The sequence below is a fragment of the Flavobacterium sp. CBA20B-1 genome (assembly GCF_028473145.1).
Lineage (GTDB): Bacteria > Bacteroidota > Bacteroidia > Flavobacteriales > Flavobacteriaceae > Flavobacterium.
Genome location: NZ_CP092370.1, coordinates 987055 through 1012666 on the forward strand (window position 1 = coordinate 987055; position 25612 = coordinate 1012666).

20 protein-coding genes and 1 pseudogene are annotated in these 25612 nt (G+C 35.3%); 5 read left to right on the forward strand and 16 right to left on the reverse strand.

Features of this window, described 5'->3' with window-relative positions:
• Positions 1 to 12: 12 nt before the first annotated feature.
• The 4 genes and pseudogenes from MG290_RS04995 to MG290_RS05010 form a co-directional block, all read right to left on the reverse strand.
• Positions 13 to 1391: pseudogene (locus MG290_RS04995) on the reverse strand (nucleoside permease).
• Between the two features lie 63 nt (positions 1392 to 1454).
• Positions 1455 to 2144, reverse strand: coding sequence for a (d)CMP kinase (gene cmk, locus MG290_RS05000; protein WP_264562774.1), 690 nt, complete (start codon positions 2142 to 2144; stop codon positions 1455 to 1457).
• A 26-nt stretch (positions 2145 to 2170) separates the two neighbouring features.
• Positions 2171 to 3181: a type IX secretion system protein PorQ gene (gene porQ / locus MG290_RS05005; protein ID WP_264562775.1), complete on the reverse strand. Its 1011-nt coding sequence runs from the start codon at positions 3179 to 3181 to the stop codon at positions 2171 to 2173.
• Positions 3182 to 3286: 105 nt separating this feature from the next.
• Positions 3287 to 3745: a hypothetical protein gene (locus MG290_RS05010; RefSeq protein ID WP_264562776.1), complete on the reverse strand. Its 459-nt coding sequence runs from the start codon at positions 3743 to 3745 to the stop codon at positions 3287 to 3289.
• A gap of 347 nt (positions 3746 to 4092) precedes the next feature.
• On the opposite strand from MG290_RS05010, the gene MG290_RS05015 reads away from it, so the two are divergent.
• A complete protein-coding gene (locus MG290_RS05015; RefSeq protein ID WP_264562777.1) occupies positions 4093 to 5649 on the forward strand; it encodes a T9SS type A sorting domain-containing protein in 1557 nt (518 codons plus the stop codon).
• A 30-nt stretch (positions 5650 to 5679) separates the two neighbouring features.
• Here MG290_RS05015 and bshA read toward each other — a convergent pair whose 3' ends face one another.
• The 9 genes from bshA to MG290_RS05060 all read right to left on the reverse strand — a co-directional run bounded on the left by bshA (position 5680) and on the right by MG290_RS05060 (position 16273).
• A complete protein-coding gene (gene bshA, locus MG290_RS05020; RefSeq protein WP_264562778.1) occupies positions 5680 to 6813 on the reverse strand; it encodes an N-acetyl-alpha-D-glucosaminyl L-malate synthase BshA in 1134 nt (377 codons plus the stop codon).
• Between the two features lie 21 nt (positions 6814 to 6834).
• Positions 6835 to 9714: a glycoside hydrolase family 3 N-terminal domain-containing protein gene (locus MG290_RS05025; RefSeq protein ID WP_264562779.1), complete on the reverse strand. Its 2880-nt coding sequence runs from the start codon at positions 9712 to 9714 to the stop codon at positions 6835 to 6837.
• A gap of 147 nt (positions 9715 to 9861) precedes the next feature.
• Positions 9862 to 10344: an ABC transporter ATPase gene (locus tag MG290_RS05030; RefSeq protein ID WP_264562780.1), complete on the reverse strand. Its 483-nt coding sequence runs from the start codon at positions 10342 to 10344 to the stop codon at positions 9862 to 9864.
• 1 nt (position 10345) lies between these two features.
• On the reverse strand, positions 10346 to 10942 hold the full coding sequence (locus tag MG290_RS05035; RefSeq protein ID WP_264562781.1) for a hypothetical protein: 597 nt from the start codon (positions 10940 to 10942) through the stop codon (positions 10346 to 10348).
• Positions 10943 to 10944: 2 nt separating this feature from the next.
• Entirely contained in the window at positions 10945 to 11736 is a 792-nt protein-coding gene (locus tag MG290_RS05040; RefSeq protein WP_257498490.1) for a (Fe-S)-binding protein, read from the reverse strand.
• A gap of 35 nt (positions 11737 to 11771) precedes the next feature.
• Positions 11772 to 13112 (reverse strand): (Fe-S)-binding protein, encoded by a 1341-nt coding sequence (locus tag MG290_RS05045; protein WP_264562782.1) that lies wholly within the window; start codon positions 13110 to 13112, stop codon positions 11772 to 11774.
• A gap of 41 nt (positions 13113 to 13153) precedes the next feature.
• The gene (locus tag MG290_RS05050) at positions 13154 to 14110 is read right to left on the reverse strand and encodes an MlaD family protein (RefSeq protein WP_264562783.1); all 957 of its coding nucleotides are present in this window, start codon (positions 14108 to 14110) and stop codon (positions 13154 to 13156) included.
• Between the two features lie 18 nt (positions 14111 to 14128).
• Positions 14129 to 15298, reverse strand: a complete 1170-nt coding sequence (locus MG290_RS05055) for an N-acetylmuramoyl-L-alanine amidase family protein (protein WP_264562784.1) — start codon at positions 15296 to 15298, stop codon at positions 14129 to 14131.
• 213 nt (positions 15299 to 15511) lie between these two features.
• Positions 15512 to 16273, reverse strand: coding sequence for an N-acetylmuramoyl-L-alanine amidase family protein (locus tag MG290_RS05060; RefSeq protein ID WP_264562785.1), 762 nt, complete (start codon positions 16271 to 16273; stop codon positions 15512 to 15514).
• 113 nt (positions 16274 to 16386) lie between these two features.
• Between MG290_RS05060 and MG290_RS05065 the strand changes: the two genes are divergently transcribed.
• The 3 genes from MG290_RS05065 (at position 16387) to MG290_RS05075 (ending at position 20597) form a co-directional block, all read left to right on the forward strand.
• On the forward strand, positions 16387 to 19074 hold the full coding sequence (locus tag MG290_RS05065) for a putative LPS assembly protein LptD (RefSeq protein ID WP_264562786.1): 2688 nt from the start codon (positions 16387 to 16389) through the stop codon (positions 19072 to 19074).
• 23 nt (positions 19075 to 19097) lie between these two features.
• Positions 19098 to 19478 (forward strand): RidA family protein, encoded by a 381-nt coding sequence (locus MG290_RS05070; protein WP_264562787.1) that lies wholly within the window; start codon positions 19098 to 19100, stop codon positions 19476 to 19478.
• A 135-nt stretch (positions 19479 to 19613) separates the two neighbouring features.
• Positions 19614 to 20597, forward strand: coding sequence for a DNA topoisomerase IB (locus MG290_RS05075; protein WP_264562788.1), 984 nt, complete (start codon positions 19614 to 19616; stop codon positions 20595 to 20597).
• A gap of 114 nt (positions 20598 to 20711) precedes the next feature.
• Here the strand turns inward: MG290_RS05075 and MG290_RS05080 are convergent, their stop codons facing one another.
• From MG290_RS05080 to MG290_RS05090, 3 genes are all read right to left on the reverse strand, one after another.
• Complete coding sequence (locus MG290_RS05080; RefSeq protein WP_264562789.1) at positions 20712 to 21743, reverse strand: threonine aldolase family protein; 1032 nt, start codon at positions 21741 to 21743, stop codon at positions 20712 to 20714.
• 115 nt (positions 21744 to 21858) lie between these two features.
• Positions 21859 to 22623 (reverse strand): zinc-dependent peptidase, encoded by a 765-nt coding sequence (locus MG290_RS05085; protein WP_264562790.1) that lies wholly within the window; start codon positions 22621 to 22623, stop codon positions 21859 to 21861.
• Between the two features lie 148 nt (positions 22624 to 22771).
• Positions 22772 to 24685, reverse strand: a complete 1914-nt coding sequence (locus MG290_RS05090; RefSeq protein ID WP_264562791.1) for an amino acid permease — start codon at positions 24683 to 24685, stop codon at positions 22772 to 22774.
• 222 nt (positions 24686 to 24907) lie between these two features.
• Between MG290_RS05090 and MG290_RS05095 the strand changes: the two genes are divergently transcribed.
• A complete protein-coding gene (locus MG290_RS05095) occupies positions 24908 to 25546 on the forward strand; it encodes a peroxiredoxin (protein ID WP_264562792.1) in 639 nt (212 codons plus the stop codon).
• Positions 25547 to 25612: the final 66 nt, after the last annotated feature.

Here is a 25612-nt window from a genome sequence, read left to right on the forward strand (position 1 = left end):
ACCTCTGTTTTTTTAATGATTTATCTGATCTAATTCATTAGGGTTGTGCTTATGTTTAAAGAAAATTGCAAACAGAACAGCAATAATTAATGAATAAATAGCAAAACTAAGCCAAATGTTGCTCCAATCTTTAAGCAATACTTCGCTGCTTAGCAAACCGTTTTCTGAAAAGGTTACACCGAAAGAATCTTTCAAAATAGAAATAAATTTAGGATTATTGGCTGTGGTGTTTAATTCTTGTGCTAATAAATCTGCTGTAGCAAATGAATGCGTAAAAAATTTATCAATTGCCCAACCTGCCACGTTGCTACCAATTACCGCCCCGAAACCGTTAGTCATCATCATAAACAATCCTTGAGCAGATGAGCGAATTTTGGCACTTGTGTTGGTTTCTACAAATAATGAACCTGATATATTAAAGAAATCAAACGCCATTCCATAAACAATACATGAAAGGATAATCATCCACAAACCTCCTGCCGGATCGCCATAGGCAAATAATCCAAAGCGCAACACCCAAGCAAGCATTGAAATAAGCATTACTTTTTTAATACCATATCGCTTTAAGAAAAAAGGAATTGCTAGAATAAAAAGCGTTTCGGAGATTTGAGAAATAGACATGATTATGGTGGATCTCTCTACAACTATTGAATCTAAATATGCTGGATAATGTTCAAACTCTGTTAAAAAAACATCTCCATAAGCGTTTGTTAATTGCAAGGCACCACCCAAAAACATTGAAAAAATAAAAAACAATGCTATTTTATAGTTTCCAAACAATTTAAAGGCATTTAAACCCAACTGTTCATTTAGTGGCGCTTCTTTATTGATTAAACGCAATGGCGGACATTTTGGCAAGGTTAATGCATACAAACCCAACAAAACAGCCGATGCTCCTGCTATAAAAATTGTCCGGCAGTTGCCTTATTACCTGTTAAATTCGTGAGCCACATTGCTGCTATAAAGCCCACAGTTCCCCAAACTCTGATGGGTGGAAAATCTTTAATTACATCGAAACCTTTGTTTTTTAAAATGGTATATGATATGGAATTGTTAAGTGCTATGGTGGGCATATAAAAACACATCGCTAAAAGCATAACATAGAAAAAAGCTGAAGGATTATTCACTTCGGGTAAATAAAACAGCACCAAACCATACAGTATATGCAAGAATCCGTATAAACGTTCTGCATTGATCCAGCGGTCGGCAATGATTCCGGTTAATGTTGGAACAAAAATCGATGCGATTCCCATAGTTCCAAAAACAGCTCCAAATTGTGTGCCGTCCCATTTTTTATCGCCAAACCAATAATTTCCAATGGTGATTAACCATGCTCCCCAAACAAAGAACTGCATGAAATTCATGGCGATTAACTTTGATTTTATGCCCATTTTTTCTGTTTTTTATAAAAAGTGTGTAAAAATATAAATTTTATCCAAAAAAATAGTAGGTAATCAGGCATTTATTGCTTGCTTTGCCAAATCTAAAATTTTAGAAAATTGTTCTTCTTTTGTAAGGTTAGAATTATCAATTACTATTGCATTGGGTGCAATAATTAGTGGAGAATCTTTACGGGTAGAATCAACTGCGTCGCGGTTGGTAACATTTTTCAATACCTCATCAAACGATACAGATGGGTTTGATGGAAGCAATTCTAAATACCTGCGCTTTGCTCGGATTTCAGCAGAAGCGGTCATAAAAATTTTTAATTCGGCATCGGGAAAAACTACTGTTCCTATATCGCGTCCGTCCATCACCACACCTTTGTCTATTCCATATCTTTTTTGCTGTTGCACCAATTTAGACCGCACTTCAGAAACAGCCGCAATTTTACTCACAAAACCAGATACTTCGATCGAACGAATGGCTTTTTCCACGTTTTCATCGTTCAAAAACATTTCTGCAAATCCTAAATCCTCATTAAACTTAAAAGAAAGATAGATATGCTGCAAATTTGCAACTAGTTCTTTTTCATTAAAATAATCATGTGAGATAAAACCTTGTTGCATGGCATACAAAGTCACGGCTCGATACATGGCTCCGGTATCTACATAAATGTAATTCAATTCCTTTGCCAATTGTTTTGCCAAGGTGCTTTTACCTGTTGATGAATGCCCGTCGATGGCTATGGTGATTTTTTTCAAAACAATTTCTTTTTGCTGCAAAAATATTACAGTTTTATCGACAAGCCAAATAAATTGGTGTTTCCTGCCAAAGTAAATCGGTTATAGGCATATTCAAATCGAAAACGCTTTACTTGTAAGCCAAATCCGGCGGTAAATCCGGCGAAGTGTCTTTGCTCTAAAATCCTCATTTCTTCGCCATTTCTAAAGTTGTATCCCAAGCGAACATTAAAATTCTTTTCAGGAAAAAGTTCTACTCCAAACACCACATGTCGCAACAAATTGTTTCCAAAACTTACTTCTTCTTGGGTAACATTGTTTTCTAAATCAACCTGGGAACGATTGGGATTAGAAAATGAAACATCCCATTGCTGCAAATTTTCAAGAGTGAAGTGCCAACGAATAGGCACGTTTTCTAACAATTTACTTACACCAACAACTGCTTCAAATGGCAATGATTCGCGTGTATCTTCGTAACTTGAAAGTTGACCGCCCAAATTTTTAAAGGTTAAACCAACAGTCCAACCACTGTCTTTATCATTATACAATCCGCCAATATCAGCAGCCACAGCAAAAGAGTTATAACTTTCTAAGGTGGATGAAATAGCTTTTAAATTGGCACCTACCGAAAAATTGGTATTGCTGAAAGGATGCGCATATCCCACGGAAACTGCCACGTCGCTTCCTGAAAAAGAACCAGTGCTCACTCCGTTTTCATCATATCCATCAATAGAACCATATCCTAAATAAGTGACCCCAACATGAACGTTTCTTCCATTTTTAAGTTGATGTGCATAAGCAGCCGCTCCCAAACTTATATCACCATAATAACTACCAAAATTAGCAGCCAGCATATTGTTCATTTCGGCATTTAACGATGCCGGATTATAGAGCACCTGATTTACTTCATTGCCGGTTATGGTAACGTTACTGCCTCCTAAAGCCGCTTGTTTGGGGGATGTGGGCATTTGTAAAAACTGATAAGCATCTCTGCCGCCTACTTGTGCAGTAGCAGTTGTGAGTGTTATAAATGAAACTAAGGTGTATAGTTTGCGCATGTTTAGTGAAATTACATGAAAACGAATATATAACTTTATAACGACAGAATAAAAAAATTGGTATGTTTTTGTGTGGAAATTTTGACACAATTCGATTTACATAACTTAATTTTGTCTTACTAAAGTTACTTTATAATCTTTATGTTCAATAAATTCAATATTTTGCAATTTATAAACTGTTTCTAATTTATTATCGTAAAAAATTTTAAGATAAATATTTTCTTTTTCATTTATGATTTTTAGTTTATATGCTAAATTCTTTGGTCGTGCAAAAGAACTCATAAAAAAACTACCATTACTATAACCTCCCGTACCTTGATAAAAATATCTGGCTGAAGCAAAACTCCACATAACTATTTTTTTATCTTCGGGAGTTTTATATCTATAGAAAACTAAAGTATCATTTTCAAAATACATATCTTCTTTATTTTGTGCTATCCATCTAATATCATTTGTTTTCTCTAATTTAAAAAGTGACTTAAATTTTTTCTTTAAATCTTTTTCCTGTTGACCAAAACACATTATTGGTAAAAAGAACAATATAATTATGATATTTTTTGCCATTAGAATTTAACTTTGAAAGATAAAAATAACAAAAAAAGCTAATACATTTCTGTACTAGCTTTAAGCATCAATTTATATTTCAATTAAGCCTCTTTAATCATAAGCTCTTTTGCATTTTTGACTTGTTGGTTGGTTGAGAAATTAAAAATTAGGCTTTTTAAATAAATTACCTCACTAAATGATTAAGAATTTTAATAGGAAATTTTTATATAAATTCAAGTAATATAAAAGTAGTCTATTTCATTTATTTGTAAATCATGGAATTATTAGTATTTTATTTTCCGTGGATTTAAGATGTTAAAAGAAAATAATCTTATATTTGAAAAATTATAAATAAAAATTCATTTATGAAACTAAAACTACTATTTGCATTCTTAATTGCTACAATTAGTAATGCACAAACACAAATTGGACAGGATATTGTAGGCGATATGCCCGATGATAGATTTGGACATGGTGTTGCATTATCTGCCGATGGTAATGTTATGGCAGTCTCAGCTCCCGGAAACGATAACAACGGAACAGACGCAGGACATATTCGTGTGTATTCTAAAGTATCAGGTACTTGGACACAAATTGGGCAGGATATCGAAGGAACTATAGCCGATGATCAAATAGGACATAAAATAGTATTGTCTGACGATGGAACTACAATAGCTTTTCCTGCTGTGTCAGCTAAACGAAATACCAATGGTGTTTTTCACTGGGGTTATGTAAGTGTTTACAAAAATGTAAATAATACTTGGACGAAAGTCGGTCAGGATATAATAGACATTGGAAGTAACCAATTTGGTTTAGCTATTTCTTTATCAAGTGACGGTTCTACTATCGCAATAAGTAGTCCAGGTGCTCATTCTACATTTTTTGAAAATATTCAAGTTTACAAAAATACAGTTGGATCATGGCAAAAAATTGGTGGATTTGTGCGTCTGCTAAACATTGAAAATGATAATTTATCAATCAACTATGGTTTTAATGTATCGTTATCTGGAGATGGAAAAGTTATTGCCTTTACTGATATACAAGGCGGAATTAACGGAGGAACAAATAATAGTGGAATCTTATATGTATATAAATATCAGCTGGGTAATTGGATAAAAGTAGGGAATACAATATCTACTACAAATCAAAATGAAACTTTGGGATTTAGAGTTGTTCTTTCTAATGATGGCAGTATTTTAGCTGTCACTACAAATAATGGAGGAATTGGTGCTGTATCTGTATATAAAAACGTTGTTAACAATTGGGTACAAATAGGTAATGATATTGTTGGAGAGGCAGCACTAGATGCTTGTGGTCAAGGTTTGGTTATGTCAGCAAATGGAAATGCTTTAGCTATAGGTTGCACTGGATGTGACACCGCAAATGGAACAGATACTGGTAAAGTACGCATCTTTGAAAACATTCAAAACAATTGGGTTGAAAAAGGCAGTGTAATTGGAGCTAATCCGGGAGATGGAATCGGATGGTCGATTGCATTATCTAAAGACGGATATAATTTAGCCGTTGGTAATCCAGGTAATAGCAGCGTTGGTGGTAAACCATATACTACTAATTTTGAGGAACTAACCTTCAGTGACAACTTATTGCAAGCAAATAATTATCAATCTAAAGGAACATTTCCCGGTTCTGTGCGAGTTTTTGATTTATCAGGCATTTTATCATCAGATACTTTTGTGTTAGAAAACTTCAACATTTACCCTAATCCTACAACCGATATTTTAAATATTGAATTGAAAGAAAACTTATCGTTGGAAAAAGTATTTATTTACAACACAAACGGTCAATTAGTGAAAGAAACTTCTGAAAAAACAATTAATGTAAGTGGTTTTGCTAAAGGTATTTACAATGTGCAAGTTTTAACCAATCAAGGTAATGCTACTAAAAAAATAATCGTACAGTAATTATAAGCAAAATAATAACCTAAAACACGCCTAAACAGGCGTGTTTTTTAATGCTTTATTGTAAATTGTTTCATAAAGCGGAACAATTTTTTCTACGCTGAAATTTTTTGAATGTGCAAATGCTTGTTCTTTAAAAGTATCAAGGGAGCGATCGTCTTTTAAAATGTGTAAGGCATTACTTACCATTCCGTCTATATCGCCAATATTGTTTAAAAAGCCCGAAACACCTTCCACATTTACTTCTGGTAAACCGCCGGTGTTTGATGATATTACCGGCACTTTATTGGCCATGGCTTCTAATGCGGCTAAGCCAAAACTCTCGGTTTCAGAAGGTAATAAAAATAAATCTGAATACTTTAGGATACTGTCGATTTCAGACGAATTTCCAAAGAATATCACTTTGTTTTCGATACCCAATTCTTTGACTAATTCTTCTGCTCCTAATCGTTCGGGACCATCGCCCACCATCATTAATTTTGCTGGAATTTGTTGTTGTATTCCATGAAAAACTTTTACTACATCCAATATGCGTTTCACTTTTCTAAAATTACTCACATGGGTAACAATACGTTCGCCTTCATGAGCAAATAGGCTTCGTTTGCACTGAAAATTGGCATCAAATGTGTTTTTTTCTTCTATGAAATTGGGAATTACATGAATGTCTTTGGTGGTATCGAACAATTCATAAGTAGATTTTTTTAAATCTGCCGAAACCGAAGTTACAAAATCGGACTGGTTGATACTAAAACTCACCGCGGTTTTATAAAACGGGTGATTGCCCACCAATGTAATATCGGTACCATGCAATGTGGTTACCATTGGCAATGAAATTCCTTGATCTGCCAACATTTGCTTTGCCATATAACCCGCAAAAGCATGTGGAATGGCATAATGTACATGTAAAAGATCGATACCAAATTCTTTAACTGTATCTACAATTTTACTAGAAAGCGCCAATTCATAAGGCTGGTAATGAAACAATGGATATTCTGGTACGACCACTTCATGGTAATGAATATTTTTATTTAAAAGTGCCAAACGCACCGGCTGGCTATAAGTTATAAAATGAACTTCGTGGTTGCGCTTGGCAAGTTCAATACCTAATTCGGTAGCAACTACACCACTTCCACCAAAGGTTGGATAGCAAACTATGGCTATTTTCATATTGTAAATTTCAAAAATTAATTATTTAAGTGCATCGTATATCACTTGCTGAATGTCTTCACGGGTATTGGCTTTTGAAAGCTTATTTTCATCGGCATTGGGATAGGTTCGGTTAGATAAAAAAACATAAATTAAATCGTTTTCTGGATCTGCCCAAGCCATTGTTCCTGTGAAACCTGTATGCCCAAAACTGTTCATGGAAGCACAACCGCAGGTAGGTCCGCTTTTACCTAATTGGGGTTTATCGAAACCGGCTCCTCTCCTATTTCCTTCCTTGCAATAATAACAGGTATTAAAATCGTTAATGGTTTTTTCAGAAAGCAATTGTTCGCCATTAAATCTGCCTTTGTCTAAAAAAAGCTGCATCATTTTCGCCACATCCAATGCATTACCAAATAATCCTGCATGACCTGCAACTCCGCCAAACATCGCAGCACCCATATCGTGCACATATCCTTGAACGGTGGTGTATCGGTAATAGGTATCTTCTTCGGTTGGTGCGATTTGCGATACATCAAATTTTGTTAACGGAAGATAGGTTAAATTGTTTGCTGATATTTTATCAAAAAAATACTGGTTCACCAATTCATTCAACGGTTTTTTGTAGGATCTTTCTACAATTTCAGCCAAAAGGATAAAATTAAGATCGCTGTATTTGTATTCTTTTCTGCCCAATTTTGATGCGGCAATGGTTTGAAAAACAATTTTTTTATAATCTGATTTTAAAAATAAATTATCATTGATTTGTAAATTATAATCATTTGAAAAAGTAGGCTTGTATAAAGCTGCATTAGGTTTGCCGTTTTCCAAGGTTTCTTTGTAGAACGGAATCCAAGCAACTAAACCAGAATTATGTGTTAGTAATTCCTTTATGGTGATATGAGCTTTATCTGTATTTTTAAATTCGGGCAATAAATCTCCTAATTTTTGATCGAAACGCAACTTTCCGTCGTCATACATTTTCATCACCATGGGCAAGGTTCCCAACATTTTAGAAAGCGAAGCCAAATCGTAAATGGTTTGATTATTCACGGTTAAATGATCGTTATAGGTCACGGTTCCAAACGATTTATTATACACAATATTTCCGTTTTTGGCTACTAAAACTTGTGCACCAGGTGTATATTTGTTTCTTATCGCTGTTTGAACAAACGCATCGATTTCTTTTAATTTTTCTTCGTTAAAACCTTGTTCGCTGGCACGGCCGTAACGCAAATTTTTATTGGCCTTGGTTGATATTCCATCACCATATTTAAAATGAGAACCAATAGAAACAGGTAATTTTCCTTTTGCAGCCTGCATTCCAAACAAAACATCGGTTACTTTTCTATGGGCAATCACATTGTTTTGATAGCCTAAAACTACGGCTTCAAAATTTGAAAAATCTTTCACATCACTTATTGCGTATGGCTTTGCAAAAGACACAAAAATGGTTTTATTGTTTTTGGCGATATTGTCTAGCAAGTTGATTTCATTGCGTGCCATATCATGTTTTTTCCACACGCCATCTGCTTTGTGATAGCCCACAATTATTAGATCAAATGCTTTTAAATCGTTCAAATGATCTTCAATTTGATAATGATTAAAAACCGTTACAGGTTGGTTTGCCTGCAAAGCTTCGATAAATGTATCGTTCACGTCGTCGCCCAATTTCACATAGGCAATATTTTGAGGTTTAGCGCTTTTAAAAGGTACTATATTTTTATTGTTTTTAATAACAGTAACCATATCTTCATACAACTTGTAGCTTAAGTTGGTATATTCTTCTTTGTTTAAATCTTTATACAGATTTTTTGTAAGGATTGGTTGGTATTTATTTAAACCTGCTTTGTACTTGTAAAGCAATATTTTTTTTACCGAATGTGCCAATCGCTCTTCTGTAAATTCGCCTTTTTCAAATGCTTCATTGAATTTTTCAACTGCCAAGGGCACGTTTTCTGCAAAAAGCAACACATCATTTCCGGCTAAAAAGGCTGCTAAATCAACTTCACCTGGCGATTTGTGGTTGGCAACACCTTTCATATTTAATGCATCGGTAAAAATCAATCCTTTAAAATTTAATTCTTCTTTTAAAAGCTTGGTAATAGTGTTGTATGACAAGGAGGTAGGAACACCCGATTTTGGCTCTAGTGCAGGTACTGACAAATGTGCCACCATAACCGATGCCAAACCTTCTTTAATCATTTTTTTATATGGATACAATTCAATATTGTCTAATCTTTTTCTATCAAAACCGATATTGGGTAACGCATGATGCGAATCGGTTGCTGTATCGCCATGTCCTGGAAAATGCTTGGCTGTTGCAAACACATTACTTTTTTGCATGCCGCGCATCAAAGCAGTTGCTTTATCTGCAACGTTCTCTTTTGATTCGCCAAATGAGCGGTTACCAATAATAGGGTTCAATGGATTGATATTGATGTCAACCACAGGCGCAAACATAAAATGAACTCCCAAACGTTTTGCTTGTTCGCCCATTTGCGTGCCCATTTGTTCTATTAAATCGTTGTTTTGAATGGCTCCAAGGTTCATGTTCCAAGGATAAATATAAGTAGAATCTAAACGCATGCCCAATCCCCATTCGGCATCAATACCAACAAATAAAGGCAATTTTGATGCCGCTTGTAGTTTATTGGTCATGTGTGCTTGCCTGCCCGGTCCGCCTTGAAAAAAAATCACACCGCCAATATTTTTAGATTGTACCAAATCTAAGAGTTCTTGAAGGTGCTTTTCATCGCGGTTGGAGTATGCGGCTACCATAAAAAGTTGCCCTACTTTTTCATTGAACGACATTTGATTGTAAACGCTATCAACCCATTTATCAGGTGCTTGAAACTTTTGTTTTGGTTGTGCAACTAGTAATAAAGGAGCTAATAAAAACGTTACCCAGATTTTTTTCATAACAAATTTTAAATAAAACATTTTCAAAAATAATGTTTTAGCTACGATTTTAATAATTATAATTCGGAATTTTGCGTTAAAAGTGTGTTGCCATATTTCTTAAAAAAAAAATCATCTTTAAATAACTAAAGATGATTTTCTGTTTTTTTAAAAAAAGCGGCTATGCCAGCTTTCGCCTGCAGGAACTTCCCAAAATTCTTCGAATTCTTCAATGGTATTCACCAAATTGTTAAAAACAATGGTATTGGCGTTAACTGCTCTTTCTTTTGCCATTTTCTTGAAATCGATTAATGATTTATGAGCGATGAATTCACCTGTTTTATAGGTTACATTCATTTTATCTAATAAATCGATTCCGAATTTTTGTTCTAAATCTTGAATGATTTTTACCGAAGCATCAATCGAACAGCCCGATGCTGCATGATATTCCTGATCTACCGCCAAAATAATAAAACGGTTGTATTTTATTTGATACGATGCTTTAAGTGGAGTGCTGTGCGCTGCCCAATTTTCTACAAAACTAGTCAACACTTCATTTGCTGTTACCAGCTCTTCATCGGTCATTTTTCTATTTGATTGGTAAATCCAAACCCGAGCCGATTTCGGCATTTCTTCAAAAGGTATCAACATGTTATTTTGCTTGTATATAAGATACTATATTATAATTTACAAATTTTCCTACTTTGGCATCATATAGTTCGCCAACATAATAAGATATTTCTACTTTATCTTTAACTTTCACTAATTTATCGGTTAACAAATAAGCCGTTTCAAAATCATACAACAAAATGAATTCGTGTTTTTTTCCCGATTCTTCTTGTACAACAAAAGTTATAAATCTTTCATCGTTTATTTTATGAATGGATCCTGTAACTGTTTTTGTTTCTATGCTTTCAAAAATTTCTGCTTCTTCTTCATAAACAAAATGTTCAAAAATTTCCGGACATTTCAAAGCTAAATATACACCAATATCTTCACCCATTGTTTGCATTACACCTTCATCTCCAAAATAATCATTTCCGTAATAATGCGTTATATCTTCTCTGTGTTTATTTACAGATTTCAACATATAAACACCCATTGTGAATTCAGACTTTATTTCCACTTTGTCATTATTCACTTCCTTGCAAATATCGTCTGCAATAGTGCTTAACAAGTCTATCTTAGAAAGCTTTTGCGCCGAAGCAAGATTAGAAATAAGAAAAAATATTATCAAAAATTTATTCATTATTACAAATCTTGGGCATTAGCAATTAATTCGGCTACGTCTAAAACTTGTACTTCGCCTTCTTTGTGGTTAAATTTCACACCGTCTGTTAACATGGTATTGCAAAACGGACAACCTGCTGCAATAATATTTGGTTTCACTTCCAAAGCGTCATCAGTACGCTCCATGTTCACGTCTTTATTACCTTTTTCAGGTTCTTTGAACATTTGCGCACCACCAGCACCGCAACATAATCCATTGGCTTTAGAGCGTTTCATTTCCACCAATTCGGCGTCTAATTTCTGGATCAAATCGCGTGGAGCTTCATAAATTTTGTTAGCACGTCCTAAATAACAAGGATCATGAAAAGTGATGCGTTTTCCTTTAAACTGTCCGCCTTCAATGGTCAATCGGCCTTCTTCTAAAAGCGACTTTAGAAATTCGGTATGATGTACTACTTCGTACGTTCCGCCCAAACCAGGATATTCGTTTTTAATGGTATTAAAGCAGTGCGGACACGCCGTTACTATTTTCTTCACTTCGTAACCATCAAACACTTGAATGTTCATCATGGCTTGCATTTGAAACAAAAATTCGTTTCCTGCGCGCTTTGCCGGATCTCCAGTACAACCTTCTTCTGTGCCTAAAACGGCAAATTTTACATTGGCTCTATTTAAAATGCGTACAAACGCTTTGGTAATCTTTTTTGCTCTGTCGTCAAAACTTCCCGAACAACCTACCCAGAATAATACTTCGGGTTGTTCGCCTTTCGCCATCATTTCTGCCATTGTGGGCACTACTAAATTTTCTGACATGATTTCTTTTTTTTAATTGATACTTCGTGTGCTGGTTAATTCTCGTCTTTCCAGTTTAAACGATCCATTTGGCTGTATTGCCAAGGTGCGGCATTGTTCTCGATATTGGTCATCATGGCGTTTAGTTCCATTGGTGCGGCACTTTGCTCCATAACCAAAAATCTTCTCATATCCATAATGATAGACAATGGGCTAATGTCTATCGGACACTCTTGAACGCAGGCATTACAAGTGGTACACGCCCATAATTCTTCTGGGGTGATGTAATCATTCAAAAGCGTTTTGCCATCATCTACAAAAGTTCCTTTGTTGGCATCGATATTCTTCCCAACTTCTTCCAAACGATCACGCGTTTTCATCATAATTAAACGCGGTGATAGTTTTTTTCCTGTAATATTTGCCGGACACGCAGAAGTGCATCGTCCACATTCGGTACACGAATAGGCATTTAAAAGTTGCACCCAATTCAAATCTTGAACATCTTGCGCACCAAATTTTGCGGGTACTGCATTTTCATCAGGTGCAGGTGCTGCAAACGGATCGGCGTTGGGATCCATCATTAATTTCACCTCGTTTGTAACTGCTTGTAAGTTATCAAACTCGCCAAGCGGTTCTATATGTGCGTAATAGGTATTTGGAAAAGCCAGCAAAATGTGCAAGTGCTTTGAATAGTACAAATAATTTAAGAAAGACAGCACCATTATAAAGTGTCCCCACCAACCTATTCGCTCTAAAACGTGTAAAGTTCCTTCGCTAAAACCGCCAAAAACAGCAGGACCTATATATTGCGAAATAGCAAAATTAAAAGACCCTTGCCCTGCAAAATGGGATTTGCCCATGTTGTATAAAACCTCATCGGTTCCGTTCATGGTAAAAATACACAACACCAAAATAATTTCCATTATTAAAATTAAGTTGGCATCTTTTTTAGGCCAGCCCAAAAGTTCTTTCATGTTTAAGCGCGGCAACTTTAGCAGGTTTCTTCTCGATAAAAAGATGATTGTTGCAAGCAAGGCAGCAACCGAAACAATTTCGATTAAACTAATCATGAATGTATAAAAACCACCTAATGATTCTTTGAAGATACGATGTTTGCCAAAAATTCCATCGATGAAAATTTCAATTAATTCAATTTGGGTAATCATAAAAGCTGCATAAATCGCAAAATGCAAAATTGCCGGAATGGGTCTTGCAAACATTTTTTTCTGCCCAAAGGCTACCAAAAGCATATTTCGCCAACGTTCTGCGGGCTTGTCTGTGCGATCTATTGGTTGACCCAACTTTATATTGCGGTAGATTTTTTTGGCATTTTTTGCAAAAAAGCCAAATCCTACTGCGGTTAAAGCTATAAATAATATACTGCTAAGAATATGCATATTAAATAAGATTAATTATTGTTTGTATTTTGATGTATGCTTTATTGTTTTTCTGATTCTTGATAAGGCTGTGCTTTTTTACCAAAGACCGAAATATTGATGTATCTGCTTGGGTTTAGTTTCACATCTTCTAACAATTGGTTCAACTCTTTTGTAGCCGATTCTAAATTATTGTACAATTGTTCTTCTTTCATTAATTTACCAATATTTCCTTTGCCGCTATTTGCATCTGCCATCATTTGGTTGAGGCTTGATGCTGCACTATCGAACTTATTTAGGATGTCTTGCAGTTTTTGTAATTGAATTTTATCTAAATCGTTTGAAAAAGCCGAAAGGTTTTTAGAAGTGGTATTGAAATCACTTACAATATTGTTAATTTTTGCTTCGTTGGTGGATACAATTCTATCAAACTTTCCCGTAATAGCATTTGCATTGCCCATTGTAGCGTTTAACTGTGCCAAAGATTCCTGCAAATTCTTCTGAGCAGCCGGGTCTAAAGTTTTGTTGATTGATTGCACTAAAATATTTACATTATAAAGAACAGAATCTAACTTTTTTGCAATAGGATCTACTTTTTGAGTAAAATCATCGATCATCCCCGTCATTTTACCCGATTGTAAATAATCGCCACTTTTTGCCAAGGTTGCATCATTGTAGTTAATTTGTAAAGCAATTTGCTTACCACCAATTAAATCGGGTGAATACATAACCGCTTTCGACGAAATAGGAATATCCACATTATCTGTCATGACTAATTCAACCAATATTTTTCCTTGTCCTTTAAGCGAAATATGATGCACTTTTCCTACCACCATTCCGTTGATAGTTACCGATGAAGCGGTTGAAAGTCCTTCTACATTATCGTATTCCACAAAAAAGGTACGTGAGCTGTTAAACAAGTTTTTACCGTTTAAAAAGGTATAACCCCAAATTAACATTCCTATCGATAACAACACTAATACAGCGGTTTTTATCTCTCTTGATATAGCTATTTTCAATTTCTATTTTTTTTATTACTAGTTATTTATGGCTTGTTGTATGCTGATTTTCTTTCCGTTCTTATATGCCACCAAAAAAGCAGAGTTGTATCCTTTGTTTTTGGCAATTTCTAAAGCTTTGCGCGCGTGTTCATAATCTGTGGTTTCGTTATAGAAATATTTGTACAAGGTACCTTCTTTCATAACCGATATCTTATCTAAACCTTTAAAATTACTTGGTTGCAAACCTATATTGTTTCCGCTAGCAGCAATCTGCACTTTAAAGGTAACGCCTGCTGCAGTGACTTTTTCTGGCTTTGAGGCATCGACTGATGAAGTTTGGGCTACAGGAACAACTTTTTCCCGAACACTATCTACTTTTTTAGGTTCTACTTTTGCAACAACGGGTTCTTGCTTTTTAGGTTTTGATTCGATTTCATCGCTTGCCGAATGATGCTGGCGTTTATAATCTAATATCGCTTTGGCAATACAAAGTGCCAATTCATTTTTTCCTTCTTCACTGTTCAAATACGCACCTTCTTCTCTGTTAGATAAAAAACCTAGCTCTATTAAGATACTTGGCATAAAAGCACCGTGCAATACCAAAAATAAATCTTGTTTTACCCCACGATTTCTTCTTTCGGCATCATTTGTAAAGCGTGTTTGCACTTTAGAAGCCAAATCAATACTTTGCAAAACATATTGTTCTTGCATTAAAGTCAAGCCAATTAATGATTCTGGTCTGCTAGGGTCGTATCCCGCATATTTTGTTTGGTAATCATCTTCTAATGTAATAACCGCATTTTCCTTTTTTGCAACTTCTAAATTCGAAGCATTTTTGCTTCTTCCCATCACATAGGTTTCTGTACCCGATGCATTTGGCGCATTAGCAACTGCATTGGCATGTATTGAAACGAAAATGTCGGCTTTTTCACGATTGGCAATATCTGTTCGCTCCCTTAATTCTAAAAAAACATCCGTTTTTCGGGTGTAAACCACATCAATGGTTTTATCTTTTTTAAGCAGCTCGCCTACTTTTAGTGCCACATCTAGAACAATTCTTTTTTCTACATAATTTCCTCTTGTTGCGCCAAAGTCATGTGCCCCGTGACCGGCATCTAAAACCACCTTAAAATTTTGTGCATAAACCGTTGAGCCAATGCACCATATAAAAACGCCCAAAGCAGTTTTAAACTTGTTTTTAAACATAGCTTTTTTTTATATTTTGTTTTTTATTTAAAAGACTAAAATTAATGAAATATCCATTTGTTATTTATAAAATACAAATAAACAATTTTACAAAAATAGTATTTAAAAATTGCATACAAAAGTAATATATATCGTTTTTAATTGATTTTATGCATCAACTTGTTATTAAGAATTAAAACGAATAAGCTAACAAGCCTGTAAATATGGATTTTTTTACACTGGATTGGTCTTTTTATAATCGATAATAGCTATTGCAATCGCCTTTGCCAATGCCGTTTTTCCAGCTTCAGAACGAAGATATGTGCCTTCTTCTTTATTGGATACAAAACCTAACTCAATTAAAATACTAGGCATTAAGGCACTGTGTAAAACCCAAAAAGGCCCCTGACGAACACCACGGTCAACTCTTTTTACATCATTCTTGAAGCTTACTTGGATTTTTGATGCCAAATCGATACTTTGTTTTATAAATTGCTCTTGCAACAAGGTTAAACCAATGACCGATTCCGGACGATTAGGATCGTATCCTTCGTACTTTTTTTGATAATTATCTTCTAAGGTAATTACAGCATTTTCGCGTTTAGCAACCTCTAAGTTGGCTTCGTTTTTGCTAATACCCATAATATAGGTTTCGGTGCCGGTTGCCAATCTGTTTTTTGCTGCATTGGCATGTATCGATATAAAAACGTTTGCTTTTTCGCGGTTTGCGATTTTTGTTCGTTCTGCCACTTCGATAAAAACATCTGATTTTCGAGTAAATATCACTTCGATATCTTTTTCTGCCTTGAGCAATTCGCCCACCTTTAAGGCCACATCTAAAACAATTTCTTTCTCAATAAAATTTCCATAAGCAGCTCCGGGGTCTTTACCACCATGTCCGGGATCTAAAACCACTTTGAATTTTTGAGCATAACCCATTGAACAAAAGCATATTAAAAGCATTACTAAAACTCTTGAAAGCCTATTTACAATCATAGTATATTTTATATGTTCGTTTCTTATTTAAAAGTCTAAAATTAAAAAAAAATATTAGTAAGTTTGAAGTCGAAATAAAGCACCTATCTGTTTTACAAAATAGCATATTCAAATTGCAAAGAAAAGTTTTATATATCGTTTTTAGTTTACTAGTGATTCCGGCAGCTATATCAACAGCTTTAGCTCAGGATTTCCCACACACCAACAAGCGATTAAACATTGAAAACAAGAAAGATACACTTACCAAAACCACACCACCAATCACTGTTTTAGATACGGTAAGAAAAAGCAGCGCCCCACCAAAACAAGGTCAAAAATTAGAAGCACCTATGTTTAGAACGGCAAAAGATTATGAAAAATTAGATCAAAAAAACAAGAAAGTTACTTTATATAATCAAGCGGTTTTTAAATATCAAGATTACGAGCTTACTGCCGGAATCATTATTTATGATTATGATAAAGAAGAAGTGTATGCAGGTAGAATTAAAGATTCATTAGGAAATTTGGTGCAACATCCAGTTTTTAAGCAAGGCAATCAAGTAGTTGAACCCGATTCCATTCGCTTCAATACCAAAACCAAAAGAGCCATTGTTTGGAACACTCGTACAAAATACAATGATTTTAATGTAAAAGCTGCGAAAACGAAAAAAGTAAGCGATTCTGTTTACTTTATGAAAGATGTAATTTTTACAACTGCCGAAGACATTGATAATCCGGAGTATTATTTTCAAACACGCCAAGCAAAATTTGTTCCCAATAAAAAAATTGTAACCGGTTTGACCAATTTGGTTATTGAAGATGTACCTACTCCAATAGGGTTGCCTTTTGCCTTTTTTCCATTGTCGCAAAAAGCATCATCGGGCTTCATAATTCCTTCGTTTGGTGACACCAATTTACGTGGCTATTTTTTGCAAAATGGTGGATATTACTTTGCTTTCAACGATTATGTGGATCTAACTTTGTTGGGTGATTATTACACAAAAGGGACCTTTGCAATCAATGCCCAATCACAATATCGCAAACGTTATCAATATAATGGAAACTTCAACATTCGCTATGAAAACATCGTGGAAAGTGAACGCGGATTACCCGATTATTTGAATGCAAAAATATACAATATTCAATGGAGCCATTCACAAGATGCAAAAGCAAACCCCACATCGCGTTTCTCGGCATCGGTAAACCTGGGTAGCAGCAGTTATTTTCGAAACTCGCTTAATACACAAAACATTGGTTCTAATATGAACAATACCTTACAGTCATCGGTAAGTTATTCCAAAACGTTTCAATCAACACCGCAGATCAACTATACTATTTCGGCAAATCACACCCAAAACACCAACACACAAGCAATAACCATGTCGCTTCCCAATGTGCAAGCAAGTATGGATCGGGTGTATCCTTTTGCGCCAAAAAGTGGTTCCAAAAAAGGGTTTATTCAAAACATTAACTTGCAATACAATCTAAGCGGTAGAAACCAAATCCAAACCACCGATTCGCTGTTTTTTAAATCAGAAATGTTTAACGAAATGGATGCAGGTATTCAACACACCATTCCATTGGCCACAAATTTCAAGGTATTAAAATATTTATCTGTTTCATTAACAGGTAATTATACCGAAACATGGGTATTGAATACTTTTAATAGATTTTATAGTTTAGAAACCAATCAGCGCGAAACCGCACGTGTGAATGGTTTTGATAGTTATAGAACGTATAACTTTAGCACCAATATTGGAACCACCGTTTATGGTACTTTTAACTTCAATAAAAATTCAAAAATTCAAGCGATTCGCCATGTAATGCGTCCGGCTGTTTCCTATTCGTACACGCCAGCGTTTAAACAATATTATGATACTTATGCGATTGATGCTTTGGGAACAACCATGGAAGAATATTCCCGTTTCCAAGGTACTTTGTTTGGTGCTCCCAATCAAACCATGTCAAACATCATGAGTTTTTCATTGGGAAATAATTTTGAAGCAAAAGTGCGCGATGAGGAATCTGCAACTGGCGAACCAAAAAAGGTAATGCTATTGAATTCATTGAACTTTGGCACTTCGTATAACTTTACTGCAGATTCATTAAAATTGCAACCAATTCGGATGAACGCCAATACCAATTTACTGAAAGACAAATTGCGTTTGAACTTTGGCGCTAATTTGGATCCATTGGCTATTGATAATGCCGGAAACCGAATTGATAAATTCAACATCGCAAACGGCGGAAGTTTGTTGCGATTAACCAGTGCAAATATCACCGTGAATTATTCGTTGGCAAGTACCGACCCTATTTTTGGTGGTGCTCCCAAACCAGATGACGAAGATTTAGACCAAAATGTACAAAACGGTGGTCGTGGGGATGATTTATTTGGGCAATCGATTGATTTGGCAGACCGACAAAAATCAATGTTTGATGAGAACAAGCGAAAAGAAACAAAAACTTCGTTTTACAATACCGACATTCCTTGGGATTTAACTTTAGCTTGGAGTTTAACCTATAACAATGCCCGCCGAACATCAGAAATTAGTAACAACTCGTTAATGGTTTCTGGAAACGTTACCTTATCTCCTGGATGGGTTGCAGGGGTTTCTACGGGATACGATTTTAAAAACAAAGGGGTGACCTACACGCAATTGCGATTTGAACGTGATTTGAAATCATGGCGAATGGATTTTTCATGGATTCCAAATGGATACTATAAACAGTGGAACTTCTTTATCGGAATTAAATCATCGATACTTCAAGACATTAAGTATGAAAAACGAAATGCTGCAGAACGCCGATTCAGAAACAGATAATCAACAATTTATTCTATAAAACAATGAAAAAAATTATTAATTCATCAAAAGCTCCTGCACCAATTGGTCCATACAACCATTCGGTAATGGTAGGCGATTTATTGTTTATTTCCGGACAAATACCTTTTAACCAAGCTACAGAAACATTGGTTACAAGTGGTATTCAAGACGAAACAGAACAAGTGATGCAAAACCTGCAATACATTATCGAAGAAGCTGGTTTAACCTTTGAAAACGTAGTAAAAGCAACCATTTTTATTAGAAATATGGACCACTTTAGTTTGATAAACGAAGTGTATGCACGTTATTTTAAAACTGAAACAGCACCCGCACGCGAATGTGTACAAGTCGAAAAACTACCTAGAAATGTAAACATTGAAATATCAATGATTTTGCATAGATAATTAAAAAACGCCTCGATACACCGAGGCGTTCTTCATTCTAAATCTTCTAAAACAAAACAGATCGGTTAAATTCTTTAATTAATTATGCGTGAATTTTCGTAAATTTGATACAGCTATGAATCAATCTACCAAACTATGTATCTTCGAAAAAAACATGGAAAAGGTTTTCGTTACCTTAATTCAAAGGGAGAAACCGTTACCGATACCGAACTGAAAAACTACTTTAAATCATTGGTTATCCCACCGGCGTGGACGGAAGTAGAAATTGCAGAAAAGAAAAAAAGCAAAATTTTGGTTACTGGCCGTGATCTTCAAGGCCGAAAACAATACATCTACAATCCGCAATTCAGACAAAAACAAGAACAGAAAAAATTTGACCGAATTATTGATTTTGCTGAGCAATTGGAGCACATGCGCCGGGTTACCGGACAACATCTTCGCAAAAGAAAACCCACACGCGAAAAGGTGCTTGCCACTATGGTGCGTTTGCTAGAATCTGCTTTTTTCAGACCTGGAAGCGATACCTATACCAAACAAAATCAATCGTATGGATTAACCACGTTACGCAGTAAACATTTGACAATTAATGGCAACGAGCTGGTTTTTACCTATCGGGGCAAATCGGGCAAAGACCAAGAGAAGCATATTGTGGACGCGAAGTTGGCCAAAATAGTGCAGGAAGTAGATGATTTACCCGGCTATGAAATTTTTAAATTTATCGATGAAAACGGTGCTGTTCAAGATGTGAAAAGCGAGCATTTAAACCAATACATTCACGAAGTGATGGGCGATGCTTTTTCTGCAAAGGATTTCAGAACGTGGTCAGGTACCATGATTGCTGCTATTGCATTGGACGAGCTGAATGCCGAAGAACCTTTGGATCAAAAAACGATGGATAAAAACATTCGTAAGGCAGTGATTCAAGTGAGTGAAAAATTAGGAAATACACCAGCAGTAGCACGAAGTTCGTATATCGACCCAAGAGTAATCGATAAATACCTTGATGGGAAAACACTGCGGTATTTTCAGAAAGAAATAAATAAAATGCTTCAAACAAGCGAAAATTTATCAAATAGCGAATTGGGCGTTTTATGCCTTTTGCGTGAACGTTTAAAGTAAATTGATGCAAAAACAAGCTGTCTATCAACAAGTTAAACCACCAATAATCTTTTGGATTTCAGAAGGTTATTGGTGTTTAATCATATGAAATTATGCGGAAATTATTCTTTCTATTCAATTCACTGCTTTTTGCAAATCGGCAATAAATTCATTTACCACTTGTTCATCCGTAGCCCATGAAGTAATGAGTCGTATGGTAGCTGTTTCGGCATCTATCTCTTTCCACTGATAAAAAAGATATTTATTTGCTAATGATTCGATTACTTTGTTGGGAAGAATTGGAAAAATTTGATTGGTAACTGGTTCCGATAAAAAACCGAATCCTAATGCGCTTATTGCTGTGGCCATTTTCAATGCCATTTGGTTGGCATGTGTTGCCAATTGAAAATATAAATCGTTTGTAAATAATTCTAAAAATTGAATCCCTAATAGCCTGCCTTTTGCCAATAATGCACCCTTTTGTTTCAACACATAATCAAATTCAGGTGCTAAAGATTGATTATTAAAAACGATGGCTTCGCCTAACAATGCACCATTTTTTGTCCCTCCTATGTAAAAAACATCGGTATATTTTGAAAGGTCGGCCAATGTTACATCCGATTTTGGTGTCATTAAAGCATTTCCCAAACGAGCGCCATCCATAAAAAGCAACAAATCATTTGTTTGGCAAAATTCCCACAAAGCAATCAACTCGGCTTTGGTGTAAATGCTTCCCACTTCGGTGGCGTTTGAAATATAAACCATTTTTGGTTTAACCATGTGGGGGCGTAATTGATAATTTTTTAAAGCAGCTTCGATGCATTGGGGCTGCAACTTACCATTTGTCGTTTCAATTGTAATAATGCGATGCCCCACAGCCTCAATGGCACCTGTTTCGTGCGAAAAGATATGTCCGGTATTTGCACTGATCACCGCTTCATGCACTTTTAGTAAAGCAGCAATCACGAGTAAATTGGTTTGTGTGCCGCCCGAAACAAAATGTATAGCTGCATTGGAATTTGCCAAATGCTTTTTTAGCAATATTTTTGCTTGTTCTGAATAAACATCATCACCATACCCAGGCTGTTGCTGCAAATTGGTTGCAATAAGTTTTTGAAGAATATTTGGGTGAGCGCCTTCGGAATAATCGTTTCTAAAGTTATACATACAAGAATTTAATTGTGGATTGGTTGAGCAGTTCAAAAATACGATTTTTCAACACGAACTTACAATAATTAATAGGGTGTGTTAGTCAAGAATATCCTTTTGCAAGAATTTCTATTTATTTGGTTTTTGGGTGCTTAATCATATTGCCAACGAGTAGGTATAAATCGGGAAAATGTTGTTTAAAAGCGGTTTCTTTTTCAAAAAACAATTCAATTAAAACCGAAACCAACTCTAATCGATCCGTAAAAGCATAGGCACGCACAAAATCAACTTGTTTTATTCTCAATTGATTTTCAGCAACTTGAATCCATTCCACAATTAAGCGAAATCCCTTTTTAAAACGTTCTGCATTGGGATGTTTTGCGGCAGTTTGCAACATTTCAAAACACAAGGCATGTGTAAATTCGTGCAATGCTACATCTTTTCCGTCTTCGTTATAAAGAATATCATTCTCAAAAACATCTAAGGCCAACATAATGGTTTTCAATTTAGGGTTGAAATGTCCCGTATGGGTTTCATCTAATTGCGGAAAATAGTAAGCCGTTGGATATACAATAATCTTATTAAAGGTATTGATTAAAAAGTACTTATACCCCAAAGTAAGCTTTACATAAGTTGCTGCAATTGCCACTTTGTGGGCAATGGTTAGCTGTGCATTTTCTTTTGGTATGATTGCATACTGTTTTAAAAACTCTAGAATCCGCATGCTAAAGTTCAACTTAAACTTATGTGGCAATTGATTAAAAATTGGAAAAACTTTTGTAATAGCATCCGCAAATTGAAAAACAACTTGTTCAGGTGCTAACTTTAAAGAAAAATTTCCATTAGGATTTTCTAAACGATAGCGGTCATAAAAATGGGAGGAGCCAAAGAAAAGCATATTTTTTTCGGAAGATACTAAAAAAGTTTATAAACACACATGCGATTCCACCGTAATGATTGAAAAATTATATCTTTTTACAATATACAGTAATACAATATACCTTAATCATGCATTTATGAAAATACAAGTTTTGCTTAGAAAAAATTTACTTCCCATTCAATTTACTGTGAAAACGCGAATAGCTAAAGTAAATCAGCAACCCAATAATTAACCAAACGGTAAAATACAACCAGTTCCAAATAGTGAGCTCTGCCATCATATACATGCAGCAAATAAGTCCTAGCATAGGAATTAAAGATAAATTCTTTTTAAAACTCCAAATACATAGAAAAACCATAGAAAATAAAAACAACCACATAGGTATTTTATGTTTGAAAAGGTTAAAACCGGTTTCAAATTTTAGATGCTTTTGTACAGGCGCTTTTTCAATCAAAACGGTATATGCATCTGCCGATTTTTCATGAACCGAAGTGAGCATTGCCTCTAAATCATTGGTGAATTGGTCGGGGTTGATGGCATCATTCATTTGTAAATAATGAATCATTTGATCTGCTTCTTGTTTGGAAAGTTGTGTTACAAAAGGGGTAGGTTCATAAACCTGAGGAGCATTATATACAAAAGCCTCTACCCCATTTTTGTTCCAGATAAAAACCGAAAGCAACCCTACAATAAAACCCACAGGCAAAATATACTTTCCGTTTACATAAGGAATTCGAAACTTGCCTCTTGGAATGTCTTTATCTTGCAGCACCAAAACACCTGCGCAAACCAAAGAAAAGGCGAAAAGCGTACCAATGCTGCACAAATCGGTCACCATGGTTAAATTCATAAACAAGGCAGGAATTGCCACTACGAAACCTGTAACAATGGTAGCAAATGATGGTGTTTTATATTTTGGGTGTATTTTTGAAAACTTTGGAGGCAACAATCCATCACGGCTCATACTCATCCAAATACGCGGCTGCCCCATTTGAAAAACAAGCAAAACACTTGCCATGGCAACTACGGCACTTACTGCTACAATTCCGGCAAACCATTTTAGATTTACCTGATCAAAAACGTAAGCCAATGGATCGCCTACCCGCAATTCTTTGTAATTTACCATTCCTGTTAAAACCAAAGCAATCGCAATGTATAATAAAGTACAAATCACGATAGACCAAATCATGCTTCGAGGCAAATCGCGCTGCGGATTTTTGCATTCTTCGGCTGTGGTAGAAATGGCATCAAAACCAATATATGCAAAGAAAACAGCCGAAACACCCTTTAGAACACCTGAAAATCCATTAGGTGCAAATGGGTCAAAGTTATCCATATCTACATAGAAAACACCTACAACCAACACCAAAGCAATCACAGCCAGTTTCACAAAAACCATGATATTGCTTGCGTTTCGCGATTCTTTCATACCTCGATACACCAACCACGTGATTAAAAATATAATGCCTAAAGCCGGTATATCTGCCACAAAATGAAAAGTACCTATTTGGGGCGCAGTCGTCCATGCGGTGTGTGCCAGTTGTATGTTTGTTGGTAAATTTTCAAACGATTTTCCGCTTGCCATTAATGCTATTGCATCGTTGAAGCCTTTGTTTGCAGAAAGATAATCCATCTGTATCCATTGCGGTAAATGAATGCCCATATTGCTTAAAAGACCTGTGAAATAATCACTCCATGAAATTGCAAGTGTGATATTTCCAACCGCATATTCCATAATGAGCGACCAACCAATGATCCAAGCAATCATTTCGCCAAAAGCTACGTAACTATACGTGTAAGCACTGCCCGAAACCGGAACCATCGATGCAAATTCGGCATAGGCCATGGCGGCAAATCCACAAGCCAAAGCCGTAAACATAAACAAGAAAATCACAGCCGGACCACCATCATAACTTGCTTGACCAATGGTACTAAAAACACCAGCACCCACAATCGCAGCTATACCAAAAAAGATGAGATCTTTTTGAGTTAAAAACTTTCCTAAACTTTCGTTTTTGTTTTCATTTGCCTCTAACTCGGCAAGAATATCGGTCACATTTTTTTTACGGAATATATTCATTTACGTTAAAAAGTATGATAATTGTTATTTTTTGTTTTGGTAAATCTAATTAATTTTACAGAAAGATACACAACAAAATGAAAAATGGTTGGTATAAACAAAAACTATCAAATAATAAATTTAAACAATAAATTATTTATGGTAATGCTTAAAATTGAATGTATCTTTGTAGTAGAAAAATTATAATAAACCGAATTTACTAACTTAAAAATAAAAATTATTATGGCATTAGTAGGAAAACAATTCCCAAACATTACAGTTGACGCAATTTCAGAAATGGGCGATGATTTACGAATCAACGTTTTAGAAGAAGCAACAAAAAACAATAAAAAAGTATTATTATTCTGGTATCCAAAAGATTTTACTTTTGTGTGTCCTACAGAGCTTCACGCATTTCAAGCTGCTTTGCCTGAGTTTGAAAAAAGAAACACAATGGTAATTGGTGCATCATGCGATACAAATGAAGTGCATTTTGCATGGTTGAACACAGCGAAAGATAATGGTGGAATTGAAGGCGTAACTTATCCGTTATTAGCAGATACCACAAGAAACCTTTCAAGCGTTTTAGGAATTTTAGATGTTACATCTGAAATGTATAACGAAGAATTGGATTCTGTTCAAATCGAAGGTTCAAACGTTACTTTCCGCGCCACTTATTTAATTGATGAAACAGGAAAAATTTTCCACGAATCGGTAAACGATATGCCTTTAGGACGTAACGTGAACGAGTATTTGCGTTTAATTGATGCATATTCACACGTACAAACACACGGCGAAGTTTGTCCGGCAAACTGGGAATCAGGTAAAGAAGCAATGAATGCAAACCGCAATTCTACTGCTGAATATTTAGCAAAACTTTAATTTGTTCAAAGTTTAAGGTTTAAAGTTCAAAAGTGTTGAGCAAAACCTTAAACTTTAAACCTTAAA